This is a genomic window from Cellulomonas humilata, from assembly GCF_013359775.1.
GTDB classification, from domain to species: domain Bacteria; phylum Actinomycetota; class Actinomycetes; order Actinomycetales; family Cellulomonadaceae; genus Cellulomonas; species Cellulomonas humilata.
On sequence record NZ_JABMCI010000071.1, the window covers coordinates 59361 to 82934 of the forward strand.

20 protein-coding genes are annotated in these 23574 nt (G+C 71.8%); 8 read left to right on the forward strand and 12 right to left on the reverse strand.

Annotated elements, in window-relative coordinates; translation table 11 throughout:
* Window positions 1–54 precede the first annotated feature (54 nt).
* From tkt to pgl, 5 genes are all read left to right on the forward strand, one after another.
* A complete protein-coding gene (gene tkt, locus HP550_RS20525) occupies window positions 55–2229 on the forward strand; it encodes a transketolase (RefSeq protein WP_175349548.1) in 2175 nt (724 codons plus the stop codon).
* Window positions 2230–2292: 63 nt separating this feature from the next.
* Complete coding sequence (gene tal, locus HP550_RS20530; protein WP_175349549.1) at window positions 2293–3435, forward strand: transaldolase; 1143 nt, start codon at window positions 2293–2295, stop codon at window positions 3433–3435.
* Window positions 3432–4973 carry a glucose-6-phosphate dehydrogenase gene (zwf, locus tag HP550_RS20535; RefSeq protein WP_175349550.1) on the forward strand — a complete coding sequence of 514 codons (1542 nt, stop codon included), beginning with the start codon at window positions 3432–3434 and terminating at the stop codon, window positions 4971–4973. The genes tal and zwf overlap by 4 nt, the downstream gene beginning before the upstream one ends.
* On the forward strand, window positions 4970–5887 hold the full coding sequence (locus HP550_RS22565; RefSeq protein ID WP_175349551.1) for a glucose-6-phosphate dehydrogenase assembly protein OpcA: 918 nt from the start codon (window positions 4970–4972) through the stop codon (window positions 5885–5887). Before zwf ends, HP550_RS22565 begins: the two co-directional genes overlap by 4 nt.
* Entirely contained in the window at window positions 5884–7332 is a 1449-nt protein-coding gene (pgl, locus tag HP550_RS23150; protein ID WP_175349552.1) for a 6-phosphogluconolactonase, read from the forward strand. Before HP550_RS22565 ends, pgl begins: the two co-directional genes overlap by 4 nt.
* 24 nt (window positions 7333–7356) lie before the next feature.
* On the opposite strand, the gene HP550_RS20550 is transcribed toward pgl, so the two are convergent.
* The 10 genes from HP550_RS20550 to uvrC form a co-directional block, all read right to left on the reverse strand.
* The gene (locus HP550_RS20550) at window positions 7357–7791 is read right to left on the reverse strand and encodes a VOC family protein (protein WP_175349553.1); all 435 of its coding nucleotides are present in this window, start codon (window positions 7789–7791) and stop codon (window positions 7357–7359) included.
* Window positions 7792–7804: 13 nt separating this feature from the next.
* Window positions 7805–8152: an RNA polymerase-binding protein RbpA gene (locus HP550_RS20555; RefSeq protein WP_175349554.1), complete on the reverse strand. Its 348-nt coding sequence runs from the start codon at window positions 8150–8152 to the stop codon at window positions 7805–7807.
* 10 nt (window positions 8153–8162) lie between these two features.
* Window positions 8163–8405 (reverse strand): preprotein translocase subunit SecG, encoded by a 243-nt coding sequence (gene secG / locus HP550_RS20560; RefSeq protein WP_175349555.1) that lies wholly within the window; start codon window positions 8403–8405, stop codon window positions 8163–8165.
* 158 nt (window positions 8406–8563) lie between these two features.
* Complete coding sequence (gene tpiA, locus HP550_RS20565; RefSeq protein WP_175349556.1) at window positions 8564–9358, reverse strand: triose-phosphate isomerase; 795 nt, start codon at window positions 9356–9358, stop codon at window positions 8564–8566.
* 3 nt (window positions 9359–9361) lie between these two features.
* The gene (locus tag HP550_RS20570) at window positions 9362–10561 is read right to left on the reverse strand and encodes a phosphoglycerate kinase (RefSeq protein ID WP_175349557.1); all 1200 of its coding nucleotides are present in this window, start codon (window positions 10559–10561) and stop codon (window positions 9362–9364) included.
* 114 nt (window positions 10562–10675) lie between these two features.
* Window positions 10676–11680, reverse strand: a complete 1005-nt coding sequence (gene gap, locus HP550_RS20575; protein ID WP_056094555.1) for a type I glyceraldehyde-3-phosphate dehydrogenase — start codon at window positions 11678–11680, stop codon at window positions 10676–10678.
* A gap of 233 nt (window positions 11681–11913) precedes the next feature.
* Entirely contained in the window at window positions 11914–12894 is a 981-nt protein-coding gene (whiA, locus tag HP550_RS20580; protein WP_056094552.1) for a DNA-binding protein WhiA, read from the reverse strand.
* Between the two features lie 50 nt (window positions 12895–12944).
* Complete coding sequence (locus tag HP550_RS20585) at window positions 12945–13922, reverse strand: gluconeogenesis factor YvcK family protein (RefSeq protein ID WP_175349558.1); 978 nt, start codon at window positions 13920–13922, stop codon at window positions 12945–12947.
* Window positions 13919–14863, reverse strand: coding sequence for an RNase adapter RapZ (gene rapZ / locus HP550_RS20590; protein ID WP_175349559.1), 945 nt, complete (start codon window positions 14861–14863; stop codon window positions 13919–13921). The genes HP550_RS20585 and rapZ overlap by 4 nt, the downstream gene beginning before the upstream one ends.
* On the reverse strand, window positions 14860–16890 hold the full coding sequence (gene uvrC / locus HP550_RS20595) for an excinuclease ABC subunit UvrC (protein WP_175349560.1): 2031 nt from the start codon (window positions 16888–16890) through the stop codon (window positions 14860–14862). The genes rapZ and uvrC overlap by 4 nt, the downstream gene beginning before the upstream one ends.
* 61 nt (window positions 16891–16951) lie before the next feature.
* Between uvrC and HP550_RS20600 the strand changes: the two genes are divergently transcribed.
* Window positions 16952–17464, forward strand: coding sequence for an OsmC family protein (locus HP550_RS20600; RefSeq protein ID WP_175349561.1), 513 nt, complete (start codon window positions 16952–16954; stop codon window positions 17462–17464).
* Window positions 17465–17534: 70 nt separating this feature from the next.
* Here HP550_RS20600 and uvrA read toward each other — a convergent pair whose 3' ends face one another.
* On the reverse strand, window positions 17535–20423 hold the full coding sequence (uvrA, locus tag HP550_RS20605) for an excinuclease ABC subunit UvrA (RefSeq protein WP_175349562.1): 2889 nt from the start codon (window positions 20421–20423) through the stop codon (window positions 17535–17537).
* 107 nt (window positions 20424–20530) lie between these two features.
* On the opposite strand from uvrA, the gene HP550_RS20610 reads away from it, so the two are divergent.
* Both HP550_RS20610 and HP550_RS20615 read left to right on the forward strand, forming a co-directional pair.
* Window positions 20531–22354, forward strand: coding sequence for a glycoside hydrolase family 15 protein (locus tag HP550_RS20610; RefSeq protein WP_343048299.1), 1824 nt, complete (start codon window positions 20531–20533; stop codon window positions 22352–22354).
* Window positions 22351–23022: an MBL fold metallo-hydrolase gene (locus HP550_RS20615; protein ID WP_175349563.1), complete on the forward strand. Its 672-nt coding sequence runs from the start codon at window positions 22351–22353 to the stop codon at window positions 23020–23022. Before HP550_RS20610 ends, HP550_RS20615 begins: the two co-directional genes overlap by 4 nt.
* 4 nt (window positions 23023–23026) lie before the next feature.
* Here the strand turns inward: HP550_RS20615 and HP550_RS20620 are convergent, their stop codons facing one another.
* Window positions 23027–23572: a phosphoribosyltransferase family protein gene (locus tag HP550_RS20620; protein ID WP_175349564.1), complete on the reverse strand. Its 546-nt coding sequence runs from the start codon at window positions 23570–23572 to the stop codon at window positions 23027–23029.
* Window positions 23573–23574: the final 2 nt, after the last annotated feature.

Consider the following 23574-nt stretch of genomic DNA (forward strand, 5'->3'; position numbering starts at 1 on the left):
CGATCTCGTTCGACACGACACCCGGCCCCCTTGCTCGGGTGGAAATGAGGTGCGGTGAACGCGAAGGCTCCCTTGGCCCAGACGGTCGGTTGGACCGACGTCGACCTGCGGGCGGTGGACACGGTGCGTGTCCTGGCCGCCGACGCGGTCGAGAAGGTCGGCAACGGCCACCCCGGGACGGCGATCAGCCTCGCTCCCGCGGCCTACCTGCTCTACCAGAACGTGCTGCGGCACGACCCGGCCGACCCCCACTGGCTCGGCCGCGACAGGTTCGTCCTGTCCGCCGGCCACTCGAGCCTGACCCAGTACATCCAGCTCTACCTCGCCGGCTTCGGCCTGGAGCTCGAGGACCTGGAGGCGCTGCGCACGTGGAGCTCGAAGACCCCGGGTCACCCGGAGTACAAGCACACCACCGGCGTGGAGATCACCACCGGTCCCCTCGGCCAGGGCCTGGCGTCGGCGGTCGGGTTCGCCATGGCGGCCCGGCGCGAGCGCGGCCTGCTCGACCCCGAGGCGGCGCCGGGCACCAGCCCGTTCGACCACTTCGTGTACGTGATCGCGTCCGACGGTGACCTCCAGGAGGGCGTGACCTCCGAGGCCTCGTCCATCGCGGGCACGCAGGAGCTGGGCAACCTCATCGTGGTGTGGGACGACAACCACATCTCGATCGAGGGCGACACCGAGATCGCGTTCACCGAGGACGTCGTCGCGCGCTACGCGGCGTACGGCTGGCACGTGCAGTTCGTCGACTGGACCGGTGGCCCGGACGGCTACCAGGAGGACGTCGACGCCCTGCACGCCGCGATCGAGGCCGCCAAGGCCGTCACCGACCGCCCGTCCTTCATCGGGCTGCGCACCCTGATCGCCTGGCCCACGCCGACCAAGACGAACGACCACTCGTCGCACGGCTCCAAGCTGGGCGGGGACGCCATCCGCGGGCTCAAGGAGCTGCTCGGCTTCGACCCGGACAAGACCTTCGAGGTCGACCCCGAGGTCATCGCCCACACCCGCGGGCTCTCGGCCCGCACGGCGCCGGTCAAGGCCGAGTGGCAGAGCGCGTTCGACGCCTGGCGCACCGCCAACCCCGAGAACGCGGCACTCCTGGACAGGCTGGTCGCAGGAGACCTGCCCGACGGCTGGTCCGACTCGCTCCCGGTCTTCCCCGCGGGCAAGGCCGTCGCCACACGCGCGGCCTCCGGTGAGGTGCTCAGCGCGCTGGCGCCCGTGCTGCCCGAGCTCTGGGGCGGCTCGGCCGACCTGGCCGGCTCCAACAACACGACCATGAAGGGCGAGCCGTCCTTCATCCCCGCCAAACGCTCGACGCACGAGTTCGCCGGGGACGAGTTCGGCCGGACGCTGCACTTCGGCATCCGCGAGCACGCCATGGGCGCGATCCTGTCGGGCATCCGCCTGCACGGCCTGACCCGGCCGTACGGCGGGACGTTCTTCACGTTCAGCGACTACATGCGCGGCTCCGTCCGTCTGGCCTCGCTCATGGGCGTGCCGGCGATCTACGTGTGGACGCACGACTCCATCGGTCTGGGCGAGGACGGCCCGACGCACCAGCCGATCGAGCACCTCGCCGCCGTCCGCGCCATCCCCGGTCTGACCATCGTGCGGCCGGCCGACGCCAACGAGACCGCGGCCGCGTGGGGTGCGATCCTCGCGCACACCGACGGCCCGGTCGGCCTCATCCTCACGCGCCAGAACGTCCCGACGTTCCCGCGCGGCGAGGACGGGTTCGCGACGACCGAGGGTGTCGCCCGCGGCGCCTACGTGCTGCTCGAAGCGAGCTCCGGCACGCCCGACGTCATCCTCGTCGGCACCGGGTCCGAGGTCCAGCTCGCCGTCGCGGCGCGCGAGACGCTCGAGGCAGCCGGCGTGGCCACCCGCGTGGTGTCCGCCCCGTCGCTCGAGTGGTTCGCCGAGCAGGACGAGGACTACCGGCAGTCAGTGCTGCCCTCGTCGGTGAAGGCGCGCGTCTCGGTCGAGGCCGGCATCGCGCTGTCGTGGCACAAGCTCGTCGGCGACGCCGGCCGCTCGGTCTCGATCGAGCACTACGGAGCGTCGGCCGACGCCGACACGCTCTTCCGCGAGTTCGGGTTCACGCCCGAGGCGGTCGTCGCGGCGGCGCACGAGTCGATCGCGGCAGCACGCGGCGGCGAGGGCCCCGCGAGCAGCGCCGGTCTGCCCGAGAACGTGGGGCTGACGGGCGACCAGCAGGTCTGAGTCTGAACGGGCCCGCCGGCCCCGGTCACGACCGGGGCCGGCGAGCGGGAGAAGGGGATCGACATGGCACCGAGCAGCACCCCTCTGGCACGGCTGGCCGAGGCCGGCGTCGCGATCTGGCTGGACGACCTCTCGCGCGAACGTCTGCGCACGGGGAACCTCGCCGACCTGGTGGCGGACAAGGGCGTGGTCGGGGTGACCACGAACCCGTCCATCTTCGCCAGCGCGCTCTCGAAGGGCGACGCCTACGACGAGCAGCTGTGCGAGCTCGCCGCGGACGGCGCCGACGTCGATGCGGCCGTCTTCCGGATCACCACGGACGACGTCCGGCAGGCTGCCGACGTCCTGCGGCCGGTCTACGACGCCACGGACGGCGTGGACGGCCGCGTGTCGATCGAGGTCGACCCGCGCCTGGCCAAGGACACCGACGGGACGATCGCGTCGGCGAAGTCGCTGTGGTCGACGGTCGACCGCCCGAACGTCTTCATCAAGATCCCGGCCACCCTCGAAGGGCTGCCGGCCATCACCGCGGTGCTCGCCGAGGGGATCAGCGTGAACGTCACCCTCATCTTCTCGCTCGAGCGGTACGGCGCGGTCCTCGACGCGTTCCAGAGCGGCCTGGAGGAGGCGCGGGCGAACGGGCACGACCTGGCACCCATCGCCTCGGTGGCGTCGTTCTTCGTCTCGCGGGTCGACGCGGCGATCGACCCCCGGCTCGACGCGATCGGCACTCCCCAGGCCGCGGCCCTGCGCGGCAAGGCGGCGATCGCGAACGCCCGGCTCGCCTACGACCTCTACCGCAAGGTCGTCGCGGGCGACCGCTGGGCGGCACTCGCGAGCGCCGGTGCGCACCCGCAGCGGCCGCTCTGGGCCTCGACGGGCGTCAAGGACAAGGCGTACCCCGACACGCTCTACGTCGACGAGCTGGTCGTGGCCGGTGTCGTCAACACGATGCCCGAGGCCACGCTCAACGCGGTCGCGGACCACGGCGGCGACGCCCACGACACGGTCACCGGAACGCACCAGGGATCGGAGTCCGTCATCGCCGGGCTGCGGGACCTGGGCATCGACATCGACGAGGTCACCGAGCAGCTGGAGGTCGAGGGCGTGGACAAGTTCACCGCGAGCTGGGGTGAGCTCCTGAGCACCGTCTCGGACGGCCTCACGGGTGCTGCACAGCAGAACGAGGCCGGGGTCGCCAGGTGAGCCCGAGCAAGGTGTCCGCGGGCCACAACCCGCTGCGCGACCCGCGCGACCGCCGCCTCCCCCGGATCGCCGGCCCGTGCGGCCTCGTGATCTTCGGTGTCACGGGCGACCTCGCGCGCAAGAAGCTGATGCCGGCCGTGTACGACCTGACCAACCGCGGTCTGCTCCCGCCCGGCTTCGCGCTGACGGGGTTCGCCCGCCGCGACTGGGCGACGCAGGACTTCGCGCAGATCGTGCACGACTCGGTCAAGGAGCACGCCCGGACCCCCTTCCGTGAGGCCACGTGGCGCCAGCTGTCCGAGGGCATCCGGTTCGTCCAGGGCACCTTCGACGACGACGACGCGTTCGACCGGCTGCGCGACACCGTCGAGGAGCTCGACGTGTCCCGCGGGACCGGCGGCAACCACGCGTTCTACCTCTCGGTCCCGCCCAGCTCCTTCCCGGTGGTCTGCAAGCAGCTCGCCCGCTCAGGCCTCTCGCAGCCGTCCGGGGACACCTGGCGGCGCGTCGTCATCGAGAAGCCGTTCGGGCACGACCTGGCCAGCGCCCGCGAGCTCAACGACATCGTGTCGGACGTCTTCCGGCCCGACGACATCTTCCGGATCGACCACTACCTGGGCAAGGAGACGGTGCAGAACCTGCTGGCGCTGCGCTTCGCCAACCAGCTGTACGAGCCCATCTGGAACGCCAACTACGTGGACCACGTCCAGATCACCATGGCCGAGGACATCGGCATCGGCGGGCGCGCGGGGTACTACGACGGCATCGGTGCGGCCCGGGACGTCATCCAGAACCACCTCATGCAGCTGCTCGCTCTGACCGCGATGGAGGAGCCCGCGTCGTTCGAGGCCGAGGGTCTGCGGGCGGAGAAGATCAAGGTCCTCTCGGCGGTCAAGCTCCCGCGCGACATCGGCAAGCACACCGCCCGCGGGCAGTACGCGGCCGGGTGGCAGGGCGGCGAGAAGGTCGTCGGCTACCTCGAGGAGGAGGGCTTCAACCCGGAGTCCACCACCGAGACGTTCGCCGCGATCCGCGTCGACATCGACAACCGCCGCTGGGCCGGGGTGCCGTTCTACCTGCGCACCGGCAAGCGCCTGGGCCGTCGCGTCACGGAGATCGCCGTGGTCTTCAAGCGCGCTCCGCACCTCCCGTTCGAGTCGACCGCCACGGAGGAGCTGGGCAAGAACGCCCTGGTCATCCGCGTGCAGCCCGACGAGGGCGTGACGCTGCGGTTCGGCGCCAAGGTGCCCGGCACGGCCATGGAGGTGCGCGACGTCACCATGGACTTCGGGTACGGCCACGCGTTCACGGAGTCCTCCCCGGAGGCCTACGAGCGGCTCATCCTGGACGTCCTGCTGGGCGACCCGCCGCTGTTCCCGCGGCACGAGGAGGTCGAGCTGTCCTGGAAGGTGCTCGACCCGATCACGGCCTACTGGGCCAAGCAGGGCAAGCCTGACGAGTACCGGTCCGGCACGTGGGGACCGGAGTCGGCGGACAAGATGATGGCCCGCGACGGACGAGCCTGGAGGCGGCCATGATCATCGAGATGCCTGGAACGACCACCAGGGACATCAACAAGCGGCTCCTCAAGGAGCGCGACGAGGGCGGCGCGATCGCCCTCGGTCGCGTGCTGACCCTCATCATCCCCGTGGGCGACCGCGACCCCGACGAGGCGATCGACGCGGCCAACGACGCCAGCCGCGAGCACCCCTGTCGCGTCATCGTCATCGCCAACGACGCGGCGGACCGTGCATCCAACCTCGACGCCCAGATCCGGCTCGGCGGCGACGCGGGTGCCAGCGAGGTCCTCGTGCTGCGCCCGTCCGGCCAGCTGGAGCGTCACCTGGACACCCTGGTGATCCCGCTGCTGCTCCCGGATGCGCCGATCGTCGCGTGGTGGCCGTACGAGATCCCCGACAACGTCGCCGAGCACCCGATCGGCAGGATGGCCGCACGGCGGATCACCGACTCGACGCAGGTCACCCGCCCGAACGCCGCGCTCCGCAAGCTGGCCGCCGAGCACGCGCCGGGCAACACCGACCTGGCCTGGACGCGCGCCACGCTCTGGCGCGGGCTCATCGCGGCGACGCTCGACCAGCCGCCCTTCGAGCCCGTGCACAAGGCCGTCGTCGTGGGCGAGAGCACGCACCCGTCCGTGGACCTCATGGCGGCGTGGCTCGCGTACGCGCTGCGCTGCCCGGTGGAGATCGAGCGCATCAAGGACGCCCCCGCGATCACGCAGGTGCGCCTGGAGCGCTCGTCGGGCGACATCGTGCTCGACCGACCGGACGGCAAGACGGCGGCCCTGCGCCAGCCCGACCAGCCCGAGCACCGCATCGCCCTGCCCATCCGCCAGCTGCGGGAGTGCCTGGCGGAGGAGCTGCGCCGGCTCGACGCGGACGAGGTCTACGGCGAGGTGCTGCAGAAGGGCCTCGCGAGGATCGACGCGTGAACCGCGACGTGGTGGTCCACCCGGACGCCCGGGTGCTGGCCGAGTCCGTCGCGGCCCGCCTGCTCACGCACCTGGTCGACGTGCAGTCGCACCGCTCCCCCGTCCACGTGGTCCTCACCGGCGGCACGGTCGGCATCGCGTCCCTCGCGGCCGTCGCCGCCAGCCCGGTGCGCGACGCGGTCGACTGGTCGGGCGTGCACCTGTGGTGGGGCGACGAGCGGTTCCTGGCCGAGGATGACCCCGACCGCAACGAGACCCAGGCCCGCGACGCCCTTCTCGACGCGCTGGGGGACGCCCTGCCGGCCGAGAACGTCCACCCGATGCCGGCGCGCACCGAGGACGTGTCGACGCCCGAGGCGTCCGCCGACGCGTACGCGCAGGAGCTGGGCGCAGCGGGCTCGCCGGCGTTCGACGTGGTCCTGCTCGGCATGGGTCCCGACGGTCACGTCGCCTCCCTCTTCCCGGGCCACGACGCGCTCGAGGTCACTGGCCGCGCCACGGTCGGCGTGCACGGCTCCCCCAAGCCGCCCCCGGAGCGGGTCTCCCTCACGTTCGACGCGATCCGCTCCGCCCGCGAGGTGTGGGTGGTGGCGTCCGGCGCGGAGAAGGCCGACGCCGTCGCTTCGGCGCTCCGTGGGGCCCCGGTCGCGACGACTCCGGCGGCGGGCGCCCTGGGCACCGAGCGGACGCTCTGGCTGGTGGACATCGCCGCCACCGAGCGCCTCGGGACGCCGTCGGCGATCTCCACCACCGCCGCGGCGTTCCCCGCGGCCCCGCAGGCGCCCAGCGAGCTCTGGACGCAGGTCGACCACTACTTCGCCGCCCTCGCGCCGGAGGACGTCGCCCTGGTCGAGACGCGGCACGCGGCTACGGCCGGTGGACTGCCCGACATCGCTGTCGCGCCCAACCAGGGCAAGCTCCTGCACCTGCTCGCCCAGACGGCCGGAGCCCGGCGGATCCTCGAGATCGGCACGCTCGGCGGCTACAGCACCCTGTGGCTCGCCCGGGCCCTGCCGGCGGACGGCCGGCTCACCACCCTCGAGATCGACCCTGAGCACGCGCGCATCGCCACCGACTCGCTCACGCAGGCGGGCGTCGATGCCCTGGTGGACGTCCTCGTCGGTCCGGCCGCGGACACGCTGGACGGGCTGATCGCGGACGGCACCGACCCCTACGACCTCGTGTTCATCGACGCCGACAAGCAGTCGATCCCCCGCTACCTCGAGCAGACCCTGGAGCTGACGCACCCGGGCTCGCTGGTCGTCGTCGACAACGTCGTCCGGGGCGGTGCCGTGCTGGACGCGGACCACACCGACGAGCGGGTGCAGGGCGTCCGCAGGATGGTCGAGCTGCTCACCGACCACCCGAGGTACGACGCCACGGTCGTGCAGACGGTCGGCAGCAAGGGCTACGACGGCTTCGCTCTGCTCCGGGTGCGCGGATAGGCGGTCTCTCGACCGCGAGAGTGCTCAGCGGTCGGGGTGCGCTGCCAGGGGCGACCGGTCCCCGACCAGCCACAGGTGGCCGAACGGGTCGATGAACCCGCCCTGCCGGTGCGTGCCCCACGGCGACTCGTGGTCGCGGATCTCGTCGACGCTGCCGTCGGCGCCGGCGGCGACCGCGCGGGCGATCAACCGGTCGGGGTCGTCGACGAAGATCTCCACGCGGACGGTGCGACCGCCCAGCCCGGCCGGGGTGTCCCATCCGTTGCCCTCGGGCTGGCCGAGGAAGAACGGCGCGCCGGCGATGCTGAGGCCGACCACGCTCCCCAGGTCCCACAGCGTGGTGGCGCCGACAGCCTGGGCGTACCAGCGCGCCGCCGCGCCGGCGTCCGGCACGGCGAGCATCACGGAGAGGACCGGTGTCTCGGCCGGCAGGTCGTGCTGAGGGCTCTCGCCACTCACCGCAGCGGCAGGCTCAGCCGCCGCGCTTGGCGCGGAGCGCAGCGAGGGCCTCGTCCAGGATCGCGGCGCCGTCCTCGTCGGACCGCCGCTCCTTCACGTAGGCCAGGTGCGTCTTGTACGGCTCGTTCTTGGACGGAGACGGGGGGTTCTCCTGGTCCTGCCCGGCGGGGAACCCGCAGCGCGGGCAGTCCCACGTCGCCGGAGCCTCGAGAGCGGCCTCCTCGGCGAAGCTGGGCCGGGTCTCGTGGCCGTTCGCGCACCAGTACGACACCCAGATCCGTGGAGCGGTGTCCCCACGCTCGGCCTCGCCCATCGGGCCGGCGCCGACTCGCGACCCCCTGATCGCACTCCCGCTCGCCATCGCCTACCCCTCAGACCGTGCGCTCGATGAGACCGAGCAGGATGATGATCGCGGTCCACACGAGCGCGGTCCCGATCGTGATGCGGTTCAGGTTCCGCTCCGCCACGCCGGAGCTCCCCGCGCTGCTCGTGATGCCGCCACCGAACATGTCGGAGAGGCCGCCACCCTTGCCCTTGTGCAGCAGGACGAGCGGGATGAGCAGGAGGCTGGTCAGCACCAGCAGCACCTGGAGGGCGATACGAAGGCCAGTCACGTCGGTGTCAGTTCCTTACTGGGCGGGCACGTCGACGGCGGTAGAGCCAGCGACGCTGCGGTGGACCGCGGTACAGGGTAGGCGACGAGTGGGGCGATAAGCCACCACCGTGGCCGGGCAGGTCGCCTGATGGACCAGGCGACCTGCCGGCTCCGGTTTCAGAGACCCACAGCGTGCGACTTGTACCGCGCGATCGCGGCGAACTCCTCGGGGTCCAGGCTCGCGCCACCGACGAGCGCGCCGTCGACGTCGGGCTTCGCCATGATCGACGCGACGTTGGACGACTTCACCGAGCCGCCGTAGAGCACGCGGACCGCGTCGGCCGTCTCGGCGTCGTAGAGCTCGCCGATGCGCGTCCGGATGGCGGCCGCCAGCTCCTGGGCGTCCTCGGGGGTCGCCGTCTCGCCCGTGCCGATGGCCCAGACGGGCTCGTAGGCCACGACGATCGTCTTGACCTGCTCGGCCGTGAGGCCGGCGAGCGCGCCGTCCAGCTGTGCGAGCGTGTGCGGAACGTGCTCGCCGGCCTTGCGGACGTCGAGCACCTCTCCGACGCACAGGATCGGGATGATCCCCGCGCCGAGCGCCGACTTCACCTTGGCGTTGATGAGCTCGTCGGACTCGTTGTGGTACTCACGACGCTCCGAGTGACCGACCGCGACGTACGTGACGCCGAGCTTGGCCAGGAACAGCGGCGAGATCTCGCCGGTGTAGGCGCCCGACGCGTGCGCCGAGACGTCCTGCGCGCCGTAGACGAGCTCCAGCTTGTCCGCGTCGACCAGCGTCTGCACGCTGCGCAGGTCGGTGAAGGGCGGCAGCACACAGACCTCGACGGCCGCGAAGTCGTGGCGGGCGTCCTTGAGCGTCCACGCGAGCTTCTGCACGGTGTGCGTGGCCTGGTGGTGGTCCAGGTTCATCTTCCAGTTGCCCGCCATCAGCGGGGTGCGAGTGGTCAACGCTCAGTCCTCCAGAACCGCGATACCGGGGAGCGTCTTGCCCTCGAGGAACTCGAGGCTCGCGCCACCACCGGTCGAGATGTGTCCGAACCCGGCCTCGTCGAAGCCGAGCGTGCGCACGGCCGCGGCGGAGTCGCCACCACCGACGATCGTGAAGCCACCGTTCGTGCCGGCGTCGACCAGCGCCTGCGCGACGGCACGCGTGCCGCCGGAGAACGCCTCGAACTCGAAGACGCCCGCCGGACCGTTCCAGACGATGGTCTTGGCGTCCACGATCTTGCTCGCGAACAGCGCGCTGGAGTCGGGACCGATGTCCAGGCCGATCTTGCCGTCCGGGATGGCGTCGGCCGCGACGACCTGCGCCGGGGAGTCGGCCTTGAACTCGTCGGCGACGACGATGTCCGTCGGCAGCACGATCTCGACGCCGGCAGCCTCCGCCTGCGCGAGGTAGCCCTTGACGGTCTCGACCTGGTCCTCCTCGAGGAGCGAGTTGCCCACCGAGTAGCCCTTGGCCGCGAGGAACGTGAAGAGCATGCCGCCACCGATGAGCAGGCGGTCCGCCTTGGTGATCAGGTTGGCGATCACGCCGAGCTTGTCCGACACCTTGGAGCCACCGAGCACGACCACGTAGGGCCGCGCCGGGTCGTCGGTCGCCTTGCGCAGCGACGCGACCTCCTTGAGGACGAGCTTGCCGACCGCGTGCGGGAGCACCAGCGCGACGTCGTACACGGACGCCTGCTTGCGGTGCACGACGCCGAAGCCGTCGGACACGAAGACATCAGCAAGGCCGGCCAGCTCCCCCGCCAGCTCGGCGCGCTCGGCGTCGACCTTGGACGTCTCACGCGGGTCGAACCGGATGTTCTCGAGCAGCGCGATCTCGCCGTCCTGGAGCGCGGCGACGGTCGCCTTGGCCGAGTCGCCGACGACGTCGGTGGCCAGCGCGACCGGCTGCCCGAGCAGCTCGGAGAGCCGGTCCGCGACCGGCTTGAGCGAGTACTTGTCCTCGGGCGCGCCCTTGGGGCGGCCGAGGTGCGCCATCACGACGACACGGGCACCGGCGGACAGGAGCGCCTGGAGCGTCGGGAGCGCCGCGCGCACGCGGCCGTCGTCCGTGATGGTCGTGCCGTCGAGCGGCACGTTGAAGTCGGAGCGGACCAGGACGCGCTTGCCGCGCAGGTCACCGAGGTCCTCGATGGTCTTCATGGATTCCTACCTTCGATCGAGCGGGGGCAGACATGGCTGCGTCCGCGTGCGCCGGGGCCGAGGGGCCGGGGCGCACGCGGACGCATGACCGTCACTCGTGGGACGACGTGAGCGTCAGAGACGCTCGCCGACGTACGACGTGAGGGCGACGAGGCTGTTCGAGTAGCCCCACTCGTTGTCGTACCAGGCGATGATCTTGACCAGGTCGCCGCTCACCTTGGTGAGCTTGGAGTCGAAGATGCTCTGGTGCGGGTTGGTGACGATGTCGCTCGACACGATCTCGTCCTCGACGTACTCGAGGATGCCCTTGAGCGGGCCGTCCGCGGCGGCCTTGACCGCAGCGTTGACCTCCTCGACGGTGACCTCACGCGAGGCCGTGAACGTCAGGTCCGTGGCCGAGCCCGTGATGACGGGGACGCGCAGCGCGAAGCCGTCGAGCTTGCCCTTGAGCTCCGGGAGCACGAGCGCCACGGCCTTGGCCGCACCGGTCGAGGTCGGGACGATGTTCTGCGCCGCGGCGCGCGCACGACGGAGGTCCTTGTGGGGGCCGTCCTGCAGGTTCTGGTCACCCGTGTAGGCGTGGATCGTGGTCATGAGACCGCGCTCGATGCCGATCGAGTCGTTGAGCGCCTTGGCCACCGGGGCGAGGCAGTTCGTGGTGCACGACGCGTTGGAGATGATGTGCTGCGTCGCGGCGTCGTAGTCGGTGTGGTTGACACCGACGACGAACGTGCCGTCCTCGTTCTTCGCCGGGGCGGAGATGATGACCTTCTTGGCGCCGGCCTCGAGGTGAGCCTTGGCCTTGGTGGCGTCCGTGAAGAAGCCGGTCGACTCGATGACGATGTCCGCACCGAGCTCGGCCCACGGCAGCTTCGCCGGGTCCCGCTCTTCGAGCGCACGGATCTTCTTGCCGTCGACGATGATGTTCTCGTCGTCGAAGTCGACGCTCAACGGGAACCGGCCCAGCACGGTGTCGTACTTGAGCAGGTGCGCGAGCGTCTTGTTGTCCGTGAGGTCGTTCACGCCGACGATCTCGATGTCGGCACCGGAAGCCAGGATGGCCCGGTAGAAGTTACGCCCGATACGGCCGAAGCCGTTGATACCGACGCGGATGGTCACTTGCCCTCCTCGGCAGCGCCGACGAGGGGCCGGCGCACACATTTTGGTGATGGGGTCACGCACGCCGCTGTGCGCTCCGGACGTCGGCGGCATAGGCGAATTCTCGTGCCCAACACATGACCGTCGTGTGACGTTCGGATGACATGAACCCTATACCAGTGACCAGGCTCACGCGGTGACGAAGGTCCCTGATGAGACGCCGTCGACCATGATGCCCCAGGTCAGGCCGGACGTCAGAGGTCGAGGAGGTCAGGGCTCAGGCCGGCCTCGGTGTCGGGGATGCCGAGCTCGGCGGCGCGCTTGTCGGCGGTGGCCAGCAGGCGGCGGATCCGGCCGGCCACGGCGTCCTTGGTGAGGGTCGGCACGGCGAGCTTGCCGAGCTCCTCGAGGGACGCCTCCTTGTGCGCCAGGCGCAGCTCGCCGGCCTCGCGCAGGTGCTCCGGGAGCTCGTCGCCGAGGATCTCGAACGCCCGCTCGACGCGTGCGCCGGCTGCCACCGCCGCGCGGGCGGACCGGCGCAGGTTGGCATCGTCGAAGTTGGCCAGCCGGTTGGCGGTCCCGCGGACCTCGCGCCGGACGCGGCGCTCCTCCCAGACGAGCATGGTCTCGTGCGCACCGAGCCGAGCCAGCATCGCGCTGATCGCGTCGCCGTCCCGGATGACGACGCGGTCGATGCCGCGCACCTCGCGCGCCTTGGCGGCGATCCCCAGACGTCTCGCCGCACCCACGAGGGCGAGCGCCGCCTCGGGACCGGGGCATGTGACCTCGAGGGCCGACGACCGGCCGGGCTCGGTGAGCGAGCCGTGCGCGAGGAACGCGCCGCGCCAGGCGGACTCCGCCTCCGCGACCCCGGCCGACACCACCTGCGGCGGCAGACCGCGGACCGGTCGCCCACGGTTGTCCAGGAGGCCCGTCTGGCGCGCGAGGGACTCGCCGTCCTTGACCACGCGGACCACGTACCGGCTCCCCCGGCGCAGGCCGCCGCCCGACACGACGATGATCTCGCTCTCGTGCCCGTACACCTCGGAGATCGCCTGCCGGAGCCGACGAGCCGCGATGCCCGTGTCCAGCTCCGCCTCGATGACGATCCGGCCGGAGATGATGTGCAGGCCCCCCGCGAACCTCAGAGTGGCCGAGACCTCGGCCTTCCGTGAGGACGTCTTGTCCACCTTCAGCCGGGCGAGCTCGTCCTTCACCTGTGCCGTCAACGCCATGGGGTGCATCCTGCCATTGCAAGACGCGTGTCCGGGACCGGTCCCGTCACCTACTCGGGTGGGTTCTCGCGCGTGCCGACGTCGCCGAGGAACCCGTCGAGGACGTCCGAGTACGCGCCCGCGAGGCGCAACGGGTCGTGCCTGGCGGTCCCGTCGCCGCGGCTGACCTGGCGCAGCAGCAGGCGCGCGCCCAGGTCCGCGGTGCGGGCGGACAGCGCCGACACGTCCTCGACGGCCGTCGGGTCCGCGACGACCGCGTCGATCCGCAGCTCCGGCGCGTGCGACCTCAGCACGTCCAGGTACTGCTCGGAGCGCATCCCGGCGGTCTCCCCCGATTCACCCGACGCGAGGTTGAGCGTGACGATCGTGCGGGCCGCCGTCCGGTGCAGGGCGTCCTTGAGGCCCGGGACCAGCAGGTGCGGCAGCACGGACGTGTACCAGGACCCGGGGCCGAGGATGACCCAGTCGGCCGCCTCGATCGCCGCGACGGCCTCCGGGCACGCGGGCGGGTCCGCCGGTTCGAGCCGGACCTGGGCGACGGTCCCCGTGGTCGCCGCCACGGCGCTCTGGCCGACCACGCGCCTCGTGGCACCGGTCCGGTCGACCACGTCGGCCTCGATGAGCAGCGGCACCGACGACATCGGCAGCACCCGGCCCCGGGCGCCCAGCAGCCTGCCCACCCAGTCGAGACCCTCGACGGTGTCCCCCAGCAGCTCCCAGAGCGCCACGATGAGCAGGTTGCCGACCGCGTGCTGGTCCAGGTCACCCGTGGAGCTGAACCGGTGCTGCAGCACGTCGCGCCAGGTCCGGCCCCAGTCGGACTCGTCGCACAGGGCGGCCAGGGCCATCCGCAGGTCCCCGGGCGGCAGGACGCCGAGCTCGTCGCGGAGCCGCCCGGAGGATCCGCCGTCGTCGGCGACCGTGACCACCGCGGTGATCCGGTCGGTCATCAGGCGCAGCGCGGACAGGGACGCCGACAGGCCGTGGCCACCACCGAGAGCGACGACGGCCGGGGCGGCCGCCCTCATTCCTTGCCGAGGTCGCGGGCCGACACGGCGACGAGATGTCCCCGGTCCCGCAACCTCGCGGCGATGGCCTCGCTCACGGCGACCGACCGGTGCTTGCCGCCCGTGCACCCCACGGCGATCGTCACGTACCGCTTCTCCTCGTGCAGGTAGCCGGCGAGCACCGGCTCGAGAGCGTCGACGTACCGGTCGACGAAGGTGATGGCGCCCGGCAGGCCCAGCACGTAGTCGCGGACCGGGGCGTCACGGCCCGTGAGGTGCCGCAGCTCGGTGATCCAGTACGGGTTGGACAGGAACCGCATGTCCACCACGTGGTCGGCGTCCAGGGGCAGCCCGTACTTGAACCCGAACGAGACGACGGAGATCCGCAGCACGTCCTCCGCACCGCTGGCCACGACCGAGCGCACCTCGCGGGCGAGGTCGTGCACGTTGAGCTCGGAGGTGTCGATGAGCGTGTCGGCCCGCTCGCGCAGGTCCGCGAGGATCGCGCGCTCCTCCGCGATGCCGTCGAGGATCCGACCCTGACCCTGGAGCGGGTGCGGGCGCCGGACCTGCTCGAACCGCCGGACCAGCACCTCGTCGGAGGCGTCGAGGAACAGGATCCGGTACTCGACCCCGGACTCGCGCAGGCCCTGGAGCACCGGCGACAGGTCGCGGAAGAACTCCCGGCCCCGCACGTCGATCACGGCGGCGAGCCGCTGCGCCCCCGCGCCGGCCGGGCCGCTGGTGAGCATCCCGACGAGGTGCGTGAGCATCTGCGCGGGGAGGTTGTCGATCACGTACCAGTCGAGGTCCTCCAGGACGGCGGCGGCTCGCGTGCGGCCGGCCCCCGACATCCCGGTGATGATCAGGACCTGCGGCTGGCTCAGGTGGGGCGCCTCGGTGGCCGCCTCGAGGGCGGGGATCCCGGCGGGCACCGTGATCGGCGAAGGCTCGTCGCTCATGCCTCCAGCATGCCAGCCGACTCGGCGACCTGGTCCGACGCCACTCCCGGGGACGCCAGCGCAGCGACGACCGCCACCGCCGTGCGGTCCCCCATCCCCTGCACCGAGGCGATCTCCTCGACCGAGGCCGCCCGCAGCCGCTTGACCGACCCGAAGTGCCGCAGCAGCGCCGCCTGTCGCGCCGGCCCGAGACCGGGCACCCCGTCCAGCACGGACGTCGTCATGCCCTTGCTCCGGCGCTTGCGGTGCGCCGTGATGGCGAAGCGGTGGGCCTCGTCACGCAGCCGCTGGAGCAGGTACAGACCCTCCGAGCTGCGCTGCAGGATGACCGGGTACGCCTCCCCCGGCAGCCACACCTCCTCCAGCCGCTTGGCCAGCCCGACCAGCGCGACGTCGTCGATGCCGAGCTCCGCCATCGCGGCGGCGGCCGCGGCGACCTGGGGTGGGCCGCCGTCGACGACGATGAGGTTCGGCGGGTACGCGAACCGGACCGGCTTGCCCGTGACCTCGTCGATGGGTCCCGACCGCAGCGGCAGCCCGTCGTCGTCCTCGCCGGTCCCCAGCTCGATGTCCCGCGCGTCCGCACGGTCGGCCAGGTAGCGGCGGAAGCGTCGCGTGATGACCTCGTGCATCGCCGCGGTGTCGTCGCGGGCGCCCTGCCCCTCGGGGCCGCGGATGGTGAACAGGCGGTACTCGCTCTTGCGGGCGAGGCCGTCCTCGAACACCACCATCGATGCCGACTGGTACGTGCCCTGGTTGTGCGAGACGTCGTAGCACTCGATCCGCAAGGGGGCCGACGGGAGGTCGAGCGCTTCCTGGATCTCCTGGAGCGCCTGGCTCCTCGTCGTCAGGTCCCCCGCGCGACGGGTCCGGTGCAGGACGAGCGCGTGCTCGGCGTTCCGGTGCACCGTCGCCGCCAGCTCCCGCTTGTCGCCCCGCTGCGGGATCCGGACCGACACCTTGCTGCCGCGCAGCCCGGTCAGCCAGGCCTGCACCTGCTCGACGTCGGGCGGCAGCACCGGAACGAGAACCTCGCGCGGGACCGCCGACGAGCCCGCTCCCGATCCCTCAGCACGGCCGCTCGCTTCCGCTTCGCTCCCGTAGATCTGCTGGAGCAGGTGCTCCACGAGCTCCGCGTCGGTGACGTCCTCGACCTTCTCCACGACCCAGCCGCGCTGGCCCCGGATCCGGCCGTCGCGCACGTGGAACACCTGCACGGCCGCCTCCAGCTCGTCGCCGGAGAGCGCGAAGATGTCCGCGTCCGTCCCGTCCGCCAGCACCACCGCGTTCTTCTCGGTGGCCCGCTCCAGTGTCGCGATGTCGTCGCGCAGCCGCGCCGCACGCTCGTAGTCCAGCTCCGCCGCCGCCTCCTTCATGCGCGCCGTCAGCCGGCGCGTGAACTTCGCGGTGTCGCCCGCCATGAAGTCGCAGAAGTCCTGCGCGAGCTGCTGGTGGTCGTCCGGCGAGATGCGGCCGACGCACGGCGCCGAGCACTTGTCGATGTAGCCGAGCAGGCACGGCCGACCCTGCTGGTGCGCGCGCTTGAACACGCCCGCCGAGCACGTACGGACCGGGAACACTCGCAGCAGCAGGTCGACCGTCTCCCGGATGGCCCACGCGTGCGCGTACGGGCCGAAGTAGCGCGTGCCCTTGCGCTTGGCGCCCCGCATCACCTGGATGCGGGGGAACTCGTCGGCCAGCGTCACGGCCAGGTACGGGTACGACTTGTCGTCGCGGTACTTGACGTTGAACCGCGGGTCGAACTCCTTGATCCAGGAGTACTCCAGCGCCAGTGCCTCGACCTCGGTCCCGACCACCGTCCACTGCACGGAGGCCGCCGTGGTCACCATCTGCTGGGTGCGCTGGTGCAGGCCGGACAGGTCCTGGAAGTAGCTGGACAGGCGCGACCGCAGGCTCTTGGCCTTGCCGACGTAGATCACTCGGCCGTGCTCGTCACGGAAGCGGTACACGCCCGGCGAGTCCGGGATCTCCCCCGGTGCGGGACGGTACGTGGCGGGATCAGCCATGCGGTCGAGCGTAGTTCGCAGCACCCACGTCACCGAACGGCAGGACCGCTACCGTGGCCTGATGGGCCCCCTGCACACGTACTCCGTCGACGTCACGTGGACCGGCGCCGGCCGGACCGGCACCTCGAGCTACACCGCGTACAGCCGCGACCACGAGGTGCGGATCGGGTCGAAGCCGCCCCTGCTGGGGTCGTCGGACCCTGCGTTCCGCGGCGACCCGTCGCGGTACAACCCCGAGGAGCTCCTGGTCAGCGCGCTCGCGCAGTGCCACATGCTCTGGTTCCTGCACCTCGCCTCCGCGGCGGGAGTGACCGTCGTCGCGTACGAGGACCAGGCCGTGGGCACGATGCGCGTCGAGGCCGCGGGTCAGGGCCAGTTCCGCGAGGTCGTCCTGAGGCCGCGCGTGACGGTGGCCGCGGGCGCGCACCTGCCCACGGGCGCCGCGGTCACCGACGACGTGCTCGCCGGCATCCATCACCAGGCCCACGAGCACTGCTTCATCTCGCGCTCGGTGAACTTCCCCGTGCGCCACGAGCCCGTGCCGGTGCGCATGGCGCAGACCGTCGCGCACTGAGCCGCTCACGGTCGACGCAGGCTCGACCGGCGCGGCTCGCGGACGTAGCCGAGCCGCTGCACAGGTCGGGTCACGCCGGGACGCGCTGCTTGACCGCGCGGCGCTTCACCGGCGTCGCGACGGGCTCCAGCACCTCGGCGAGGAACCGTCCCGTGTGGCTCGCCTCGACCGAGGCGATGTGCTCGGGGGTGCCCTCGGCGATGACGAGCCCGCCGCCGCTGCCGCCCTCGGGACCCATGTCGATCACCCAGTCGGCGTTCTTGATGACGTCCAGGTTGTGCTCGATCACGATGACCGAGTTCCCCTTGTCGACCAGCGACTGGAGCACCCCGAGCAGCTTGCGGATGTCCTCGAAGTGCAGGCCGGTGGTCGGCTCGTCGAGCACGTAGATCGTCCGGCCCGTCGAGCGGCGCTGGAGCTCCGCGGCGAGCTTGACGCGCTGCGCCTCACCGCCGGAGAGCGTCGGCGCCGGCTGACCGAGCCGGACGTACCCCAGGCCGACGTCGACGAGCGTGCGTAGGTGCCGCGAGATCGCGGGGACCGCGGCGAAGAACTCGGCGGCCTCCTCGATCGGCATGTTGAGCACGTCGGCCACCGTCTTGCCCTTGAAGTGCACCTCGAGCGTCTCGCGGTTGTACCGGGCGCCGTGGCAGACCTCGCAGGGGACGTACACGTCCGGGAGGAAGTTCATCTCGATCTTCAGGGTGCCGTCGCCGGAGCACGCCTCGCAGCGGCCGCCCTTGACGTTGAACGAGAACCGGCCGGGGGCGTAGCCGCGGACCTTGGCCTCGGTGGTCTCCGCGAACAGCCGGCGGACGTGGTCCCAGACCCCGGTGTACGTCGCCGGGTTGGAGCGCGGCGTCCGGCCGATGGGGCCCTGGTCCACGTGCACGACCTTGTCCAGGTGCTCCAGACCGGTCACGCGCTTGTGCCGGCCCGCCACCTGGCGCGCGCCGTTGAGCTCGTTGGCGAGCACCGTGTAGAGGATCGCGTTGACCAGCGTGGACTTGCCCGAGCCGGACACGCCGGTCACCGCGGTGAGCACGCCGAGCGGGAACGAGACGTCGATCCCCTGGAGGTTGTGCTCGTGCGCGTTGATCACCGTGAGCTGGCGCTTGGCGTCGACCGGTCGGCGCAGCGGCGGCATCGGGATCGAGCGGCGCCCGGACAGGTACGCGCCGGTCACGGACTCGGCCGAGGCCAGCAGGCCCGCCAGGTCGCCGGAGTGCACCACGCGTCCGCCGTGCTCGCCCGCACCCGGGCCGATGTCGACGATCCAGTCCGCCGTGCGGATGGTGTCCTCGTCGTGCTCGACCACGATCAGCGTGTTGCCGAGGTCCCGCAGGCGCGTGAGCGTGTCGATCAGGCGGCGGTTGTCCCGCTGGTGCAGGCCGATGCTCGGCTCGTCGAGCACGTAGAGCACGCCCACCAGGCCGGAGCCGATCTGCGTGGCCAGCCGGATGCGCTGCGCCTCGCCGCCCGACAGCGTCGCGGCGGGGCGGGTCAGGGAGAGGTAGTCGAGCCCGACGTCGAGCAGGAAGCCGAGGCGCGCCTGGATCTCCTTGAGCACCTGCGCGGCGATCGCGCGCTCGCGCTCGCCCAGCTGGAGCGCGTCGAGGAACTCGCGGGCCTCCCGGATGGGCAGGGTGCAGACCTCGGCGATCGACTTGCCGCCGACCTTGACCGCGAGCACCTCGGGCTTGAGCCGCGCGCCCTCGCACACGGGGCACGGGACCTCGCGCATGTAGGCCTCGTACTTCTCCTTGCTCCAGTCCGAGTCGGTCTCGTTGTGCCGGCGCTCGAGGAACGTGATGACGCCCTCGAAGCCCGTCGAGTACTGCCGCTCGCGACCCCAGCGGTTCTTGTACCGGACCTTCACCTCGTGGTTCTGGCCGTGCAGCACCGCGTCCTTGGCCCGCTGCGGCAGCGCGCGCCACGGCACGGACGTGGAGAAGCCCATGTCCGAGGCGAGCGCGCTGAGCACCCGGCCGAAGTACTCGCTGGAGATCTGCGACCAGGGGGCGACGGCTCCGTCGTCGAGCGAGAGGTCCTCGTCGGGCACCACGAGGTCCGGGTCCACCTCGAGCCGCGACCCGATGCCGGTGCACTCCGGGCACGCGCCGTACGGGGCATTGAACGAGAACGTCCGGGGCTCGATCTCGTCGAGCGTGAGCACGTGGTCGTTCGGGCAGGCGCGGTGCTCCGAGAAACGGCGCTCGCGCGTGAGGTCGTCGATGTCGGCGTCCACCAGCTCGACGACGAGCAGCCCGCCGGCCAGGCCGAGGGCGGTCTCGACGGAGTCGGTGAGCCGGCGCTGGACCCCCTCGCGGGCGACCAGGCGGTCGATGACCACCTCGATGTCGTGCTTGAGCTTCTTCTCGAGCGCGGGCGGCTCGGTGAGCTGGACGACCTCACCGTCCACGCGGGCGCGCGCGAACCCCTTGCTCTGGAGCTCCTTGAAGAGGTCGGCGTACTCGCCCTTGCGACCGCGGACGACCGGGGCGAGCACCTGGTACCGCGTGCCCTCCGGCAGCTCCAGCAGCCGGTCCACGATCTGCTGCGGCGTCTGGGCGGTGACGCGCTCGCCGCAGACCGGGCAGTACTGCGTGCCGGCGCGGGCGAACAGCAGGCGCAGGTAGTCGTAGACCTCGGTGATCGTGCCGACCGTGGACCGCGGGTTCCGGTTGGTGGACTTCTGGTCGATCGACACCGCCGGCGACAGGCCCTCGATGAAGTCCACGTCGGGCTTGTCCATCTGCCCGAGGAACTGCCGCGCATAGGCGGAGAGCGACTCGACGTACCGCCGCTGGCCCTCCGCGAAGATGGTGTCGAAGGCCAGCGACGACTTCCCGGAACCGGACAGACCGGTGAACACGATGAGCTTGTCACGCGGGAGATCGAGGTCGACGTTCCGAAGGTTGTGCTCGCGGGCGCCCTGCACCACCAGTCGTTCGTTCACGGCGGGGAGTCTACGTGGCCCCACCGACAATCGCACATCTGTTCGACGTGAGCGGAACCACAGCCGGTCGACGTGCCGCTCCCCCGGCGCCGGAGGATGCTCACCTCGTGGACAGACCCGACGCCGTCGTCGACCCCCCGCTGGTGCCCATCGAGGACTACGCCGTGCTCGGCGACGGAAGGACGGCCGCCCTCGTCTCGCTGCGCGGCTCGATCGACTGGATGTGCCTGCCGACGTTCGACTCGGCGGCCGCGTTCGCCCGGCTGCTGGGCACCTCGGACAACGGGCGCTGGCTCCTCACGGTCCGGGACGCGACGTCCGTGACCCGGCGCTACCTCGACGACTCGTTCGTGCTGGAGACCACGTACGAGACCGCGCACGGGACTGCCGTCGTGCTCGAGACGATGCCGCTGAGCGACGGGCGGTCCGACCTCGTACGCCGGCTCGCCTGCACGCGCGGAACCGTCGAGGTGGAGCACGAGTGGGTGGTCCGGTTCGGCTACGGCTCGGTCGTCCCCTGGGTCCGCCGCCTCACGGACCAGGAAGGGAACGAGGCGATCCGGGCGATCGCGGGGCCGGACTCCCTGCTGCTGCGCGGCGACCGCCTCCCCGCCCCCGCGGACCACCGGCACGCGGACCGGTTCACGCTGCGCGAGGGCGAGGCGGTCGAGCTGGCGCTGACCTGGACGCGCTCGTGGGACCCCGTGGTGCCCCGGCAGACCATCGAGGACCGGATCGACTCCACCAAGATCGAGTGGGGCCTGTGGGCGCGAAACTGCGCGTACCAGGGCTCTTACCGCGAGGCCGTCGTCCGCTCGCTGCTGGTCCTTCGCCTGCTCACCGACCACGAGACCGGAGGGATCGTCGCAGCCGCCACGACCTCGCTGCCGGAGGACTTCGGCGGCGAGCGCAACTGGGACTACCGGTACTGCTGGCTGCGGGACGCGGCGATGACGCTCGAGGCGCTGCTCGAGCACGGCTACCGCGAGGAGGCGACGGAGTGGCGTGACTGGCTGCTGCGCGCGGTGGCGGGCAGCCCTGCCGACCTCCAGATCATGTACCGCGTCGACGGCGGTCGGAACCTCCCCGAGACCGAGCTGGACCACCTCACCGGCTACGCAGGGTCGCGTCCCGTCCGGGTGGGGAACGCCGCCGTCGGGCAGGTGCAGAACGACGTGCTGGGCGAGGTGATGTGCGCCCTCGAGCTGGCGCGCGCATCCGGGCTGCGGGAGACCGCCGACTCCTGGTCGCTCCAGCGCCACCTCGTCGAGGACCTCCTGCGCCGCTGGCGGGAGCCGGACCGGGGGATCTGGGAGGTCCGCGGCGAGCCGCGGCACTTCACGCACTCGAAGGTCATGGCGTGGGCCGCCGTCGACCGCGCGGTACGTGCGGTCGAGATGCACGGCCTCGAGGGACCGGTCGACAGGTGGCGCGCGGAGCGTGACGCGATCCGTGCCGACGTGCTGGCGCACGGCTGGAACGCCGAGCGCGGGACGTTCGTGCAGGCCTACGGCGCCACGCACACCGACGCGGCCCTGCTGCAGATCGCCCAGGTCGACTTCCTGCCGTCCGACGATGCCCGCGTCCTGGCCACGCTGGCGGCGATCCGCGAGGAGCTCGAGGTCTCCCCCGGGCTGCTACGGCGCTACCGCACGGAACGCACGGACGACGGCGTCGCCGGCGACGAGCACGCCTTCCTCGCGTGCTCGTTCTGGCTCGCGGACGCCCTCGCGCGGACGGACGACGTCGAGGGCTCCACCGCCGTGCTCGACGTCCTCGTCGGCCTCGCCAACGACGTCGGGCTCCTGGCCGAGCAGTACGACCCGGTCGGACGCAGGATGGCCGGGAACCTGCCCCAGGCGCTGTCCCACCTGGCGCTCGTGCGGGCGGTGCACAGCCACGACAAGGCGCTCGAGAGGAGGTCGCCGTGACGTACACCGGTGACGTGCGGGCCGGCGGGCCGACCGACCTCCGTGTGCTCGACGAGATCGAGATCCGCAAGGCCGCCGTCGGCTCGACGGACAACAACGCCTACCTGCTGACGTGCCGCTCCGACCGGTCCCAGGTGCTCGTCGACGCGGCGGACGAGCCGGACCGCCTGCTCGAGCTGGTCCGCGAGGGATCGTCCCAGCTCGACCTCGTCGTCACCACGCACCGGCACGCCGACCACCACCGTGCTCTCGAGTCGCTGGTGGCCGTCACCGGCGCCTCGTCCGCGGCGGGTGCCGACGACGCCGCGGCGGTCGCGGAGGCGACCGACGTCCCGGTCGCCCGGCGCCTGCACGACGGCGACGTCCTGCACGTGGGCCACCTCGCCCTGCACGTCATCGCGCTGCGCGGCCACACCCCCGGGTCGATCGCGCTCGCCTACGTCGAGCCCGGCGGGCGCACCCATCTGTTCACCGGTGACTCGCTCTTCCCGGGCGGCGTCGGCCGCACGACGAGCCCGGAGGCGTTCGACCAGCTGTACGGCGACGTGGTCGCGCGCGTGTTCGACCGGTTCGACGACCACACCTGGGTCTACCCCGGCCACGGGGCGGACACCACGCTCGGAGCGGAACGCCCGCACCTCGACGAGTGGCGCGCCCGCGGCTGGTGAGGACTCAGCCGAGCTCGCGGACGTGCAGGAGGGACCGGAGCCGCAGCTCGCGGCGAAGGCTCGGCCGGTCCAGCGCGTCGACGATCACGACGGCTCCGAGCCAGGTCGCGCCGCTGGCCCCGACCAGACGGTGGCAGGCCTCGGCCTGCGCCCCGGTGTCCACCCACTCGTCGACGAAGAGGACCCGGTCACCCGCGCGCAGGTGGTCCCGACGGACTCCGAGCGAGAGGTTCCGGTCGCGGTAGTCGGGGCCGGTCGACACCTCCCACCAGGCGTCGCTGTCGGCCGATCGGCCGGGATCCTTGCGTACCTCGACGAAGCCGGTCCGAAGCTCGCGCGCGACCAGCGCTCCGACCAGGTACCCGCGTGACTGCGGACCCAGGACGACCGTCGGCGAGACGTCCGGGGCCAGAGCCGCCAGAGCCGGACCCAGACGCTTCAGGACATCGGCGTCGCGCCACCACCCGGTGACATCAGCGCGGCGTAACTCGTCGGTCCGATCTCCCCGCCATCGGAAGGCGTCACGAACGCGGTCCTTGAGGTCGTCCACGC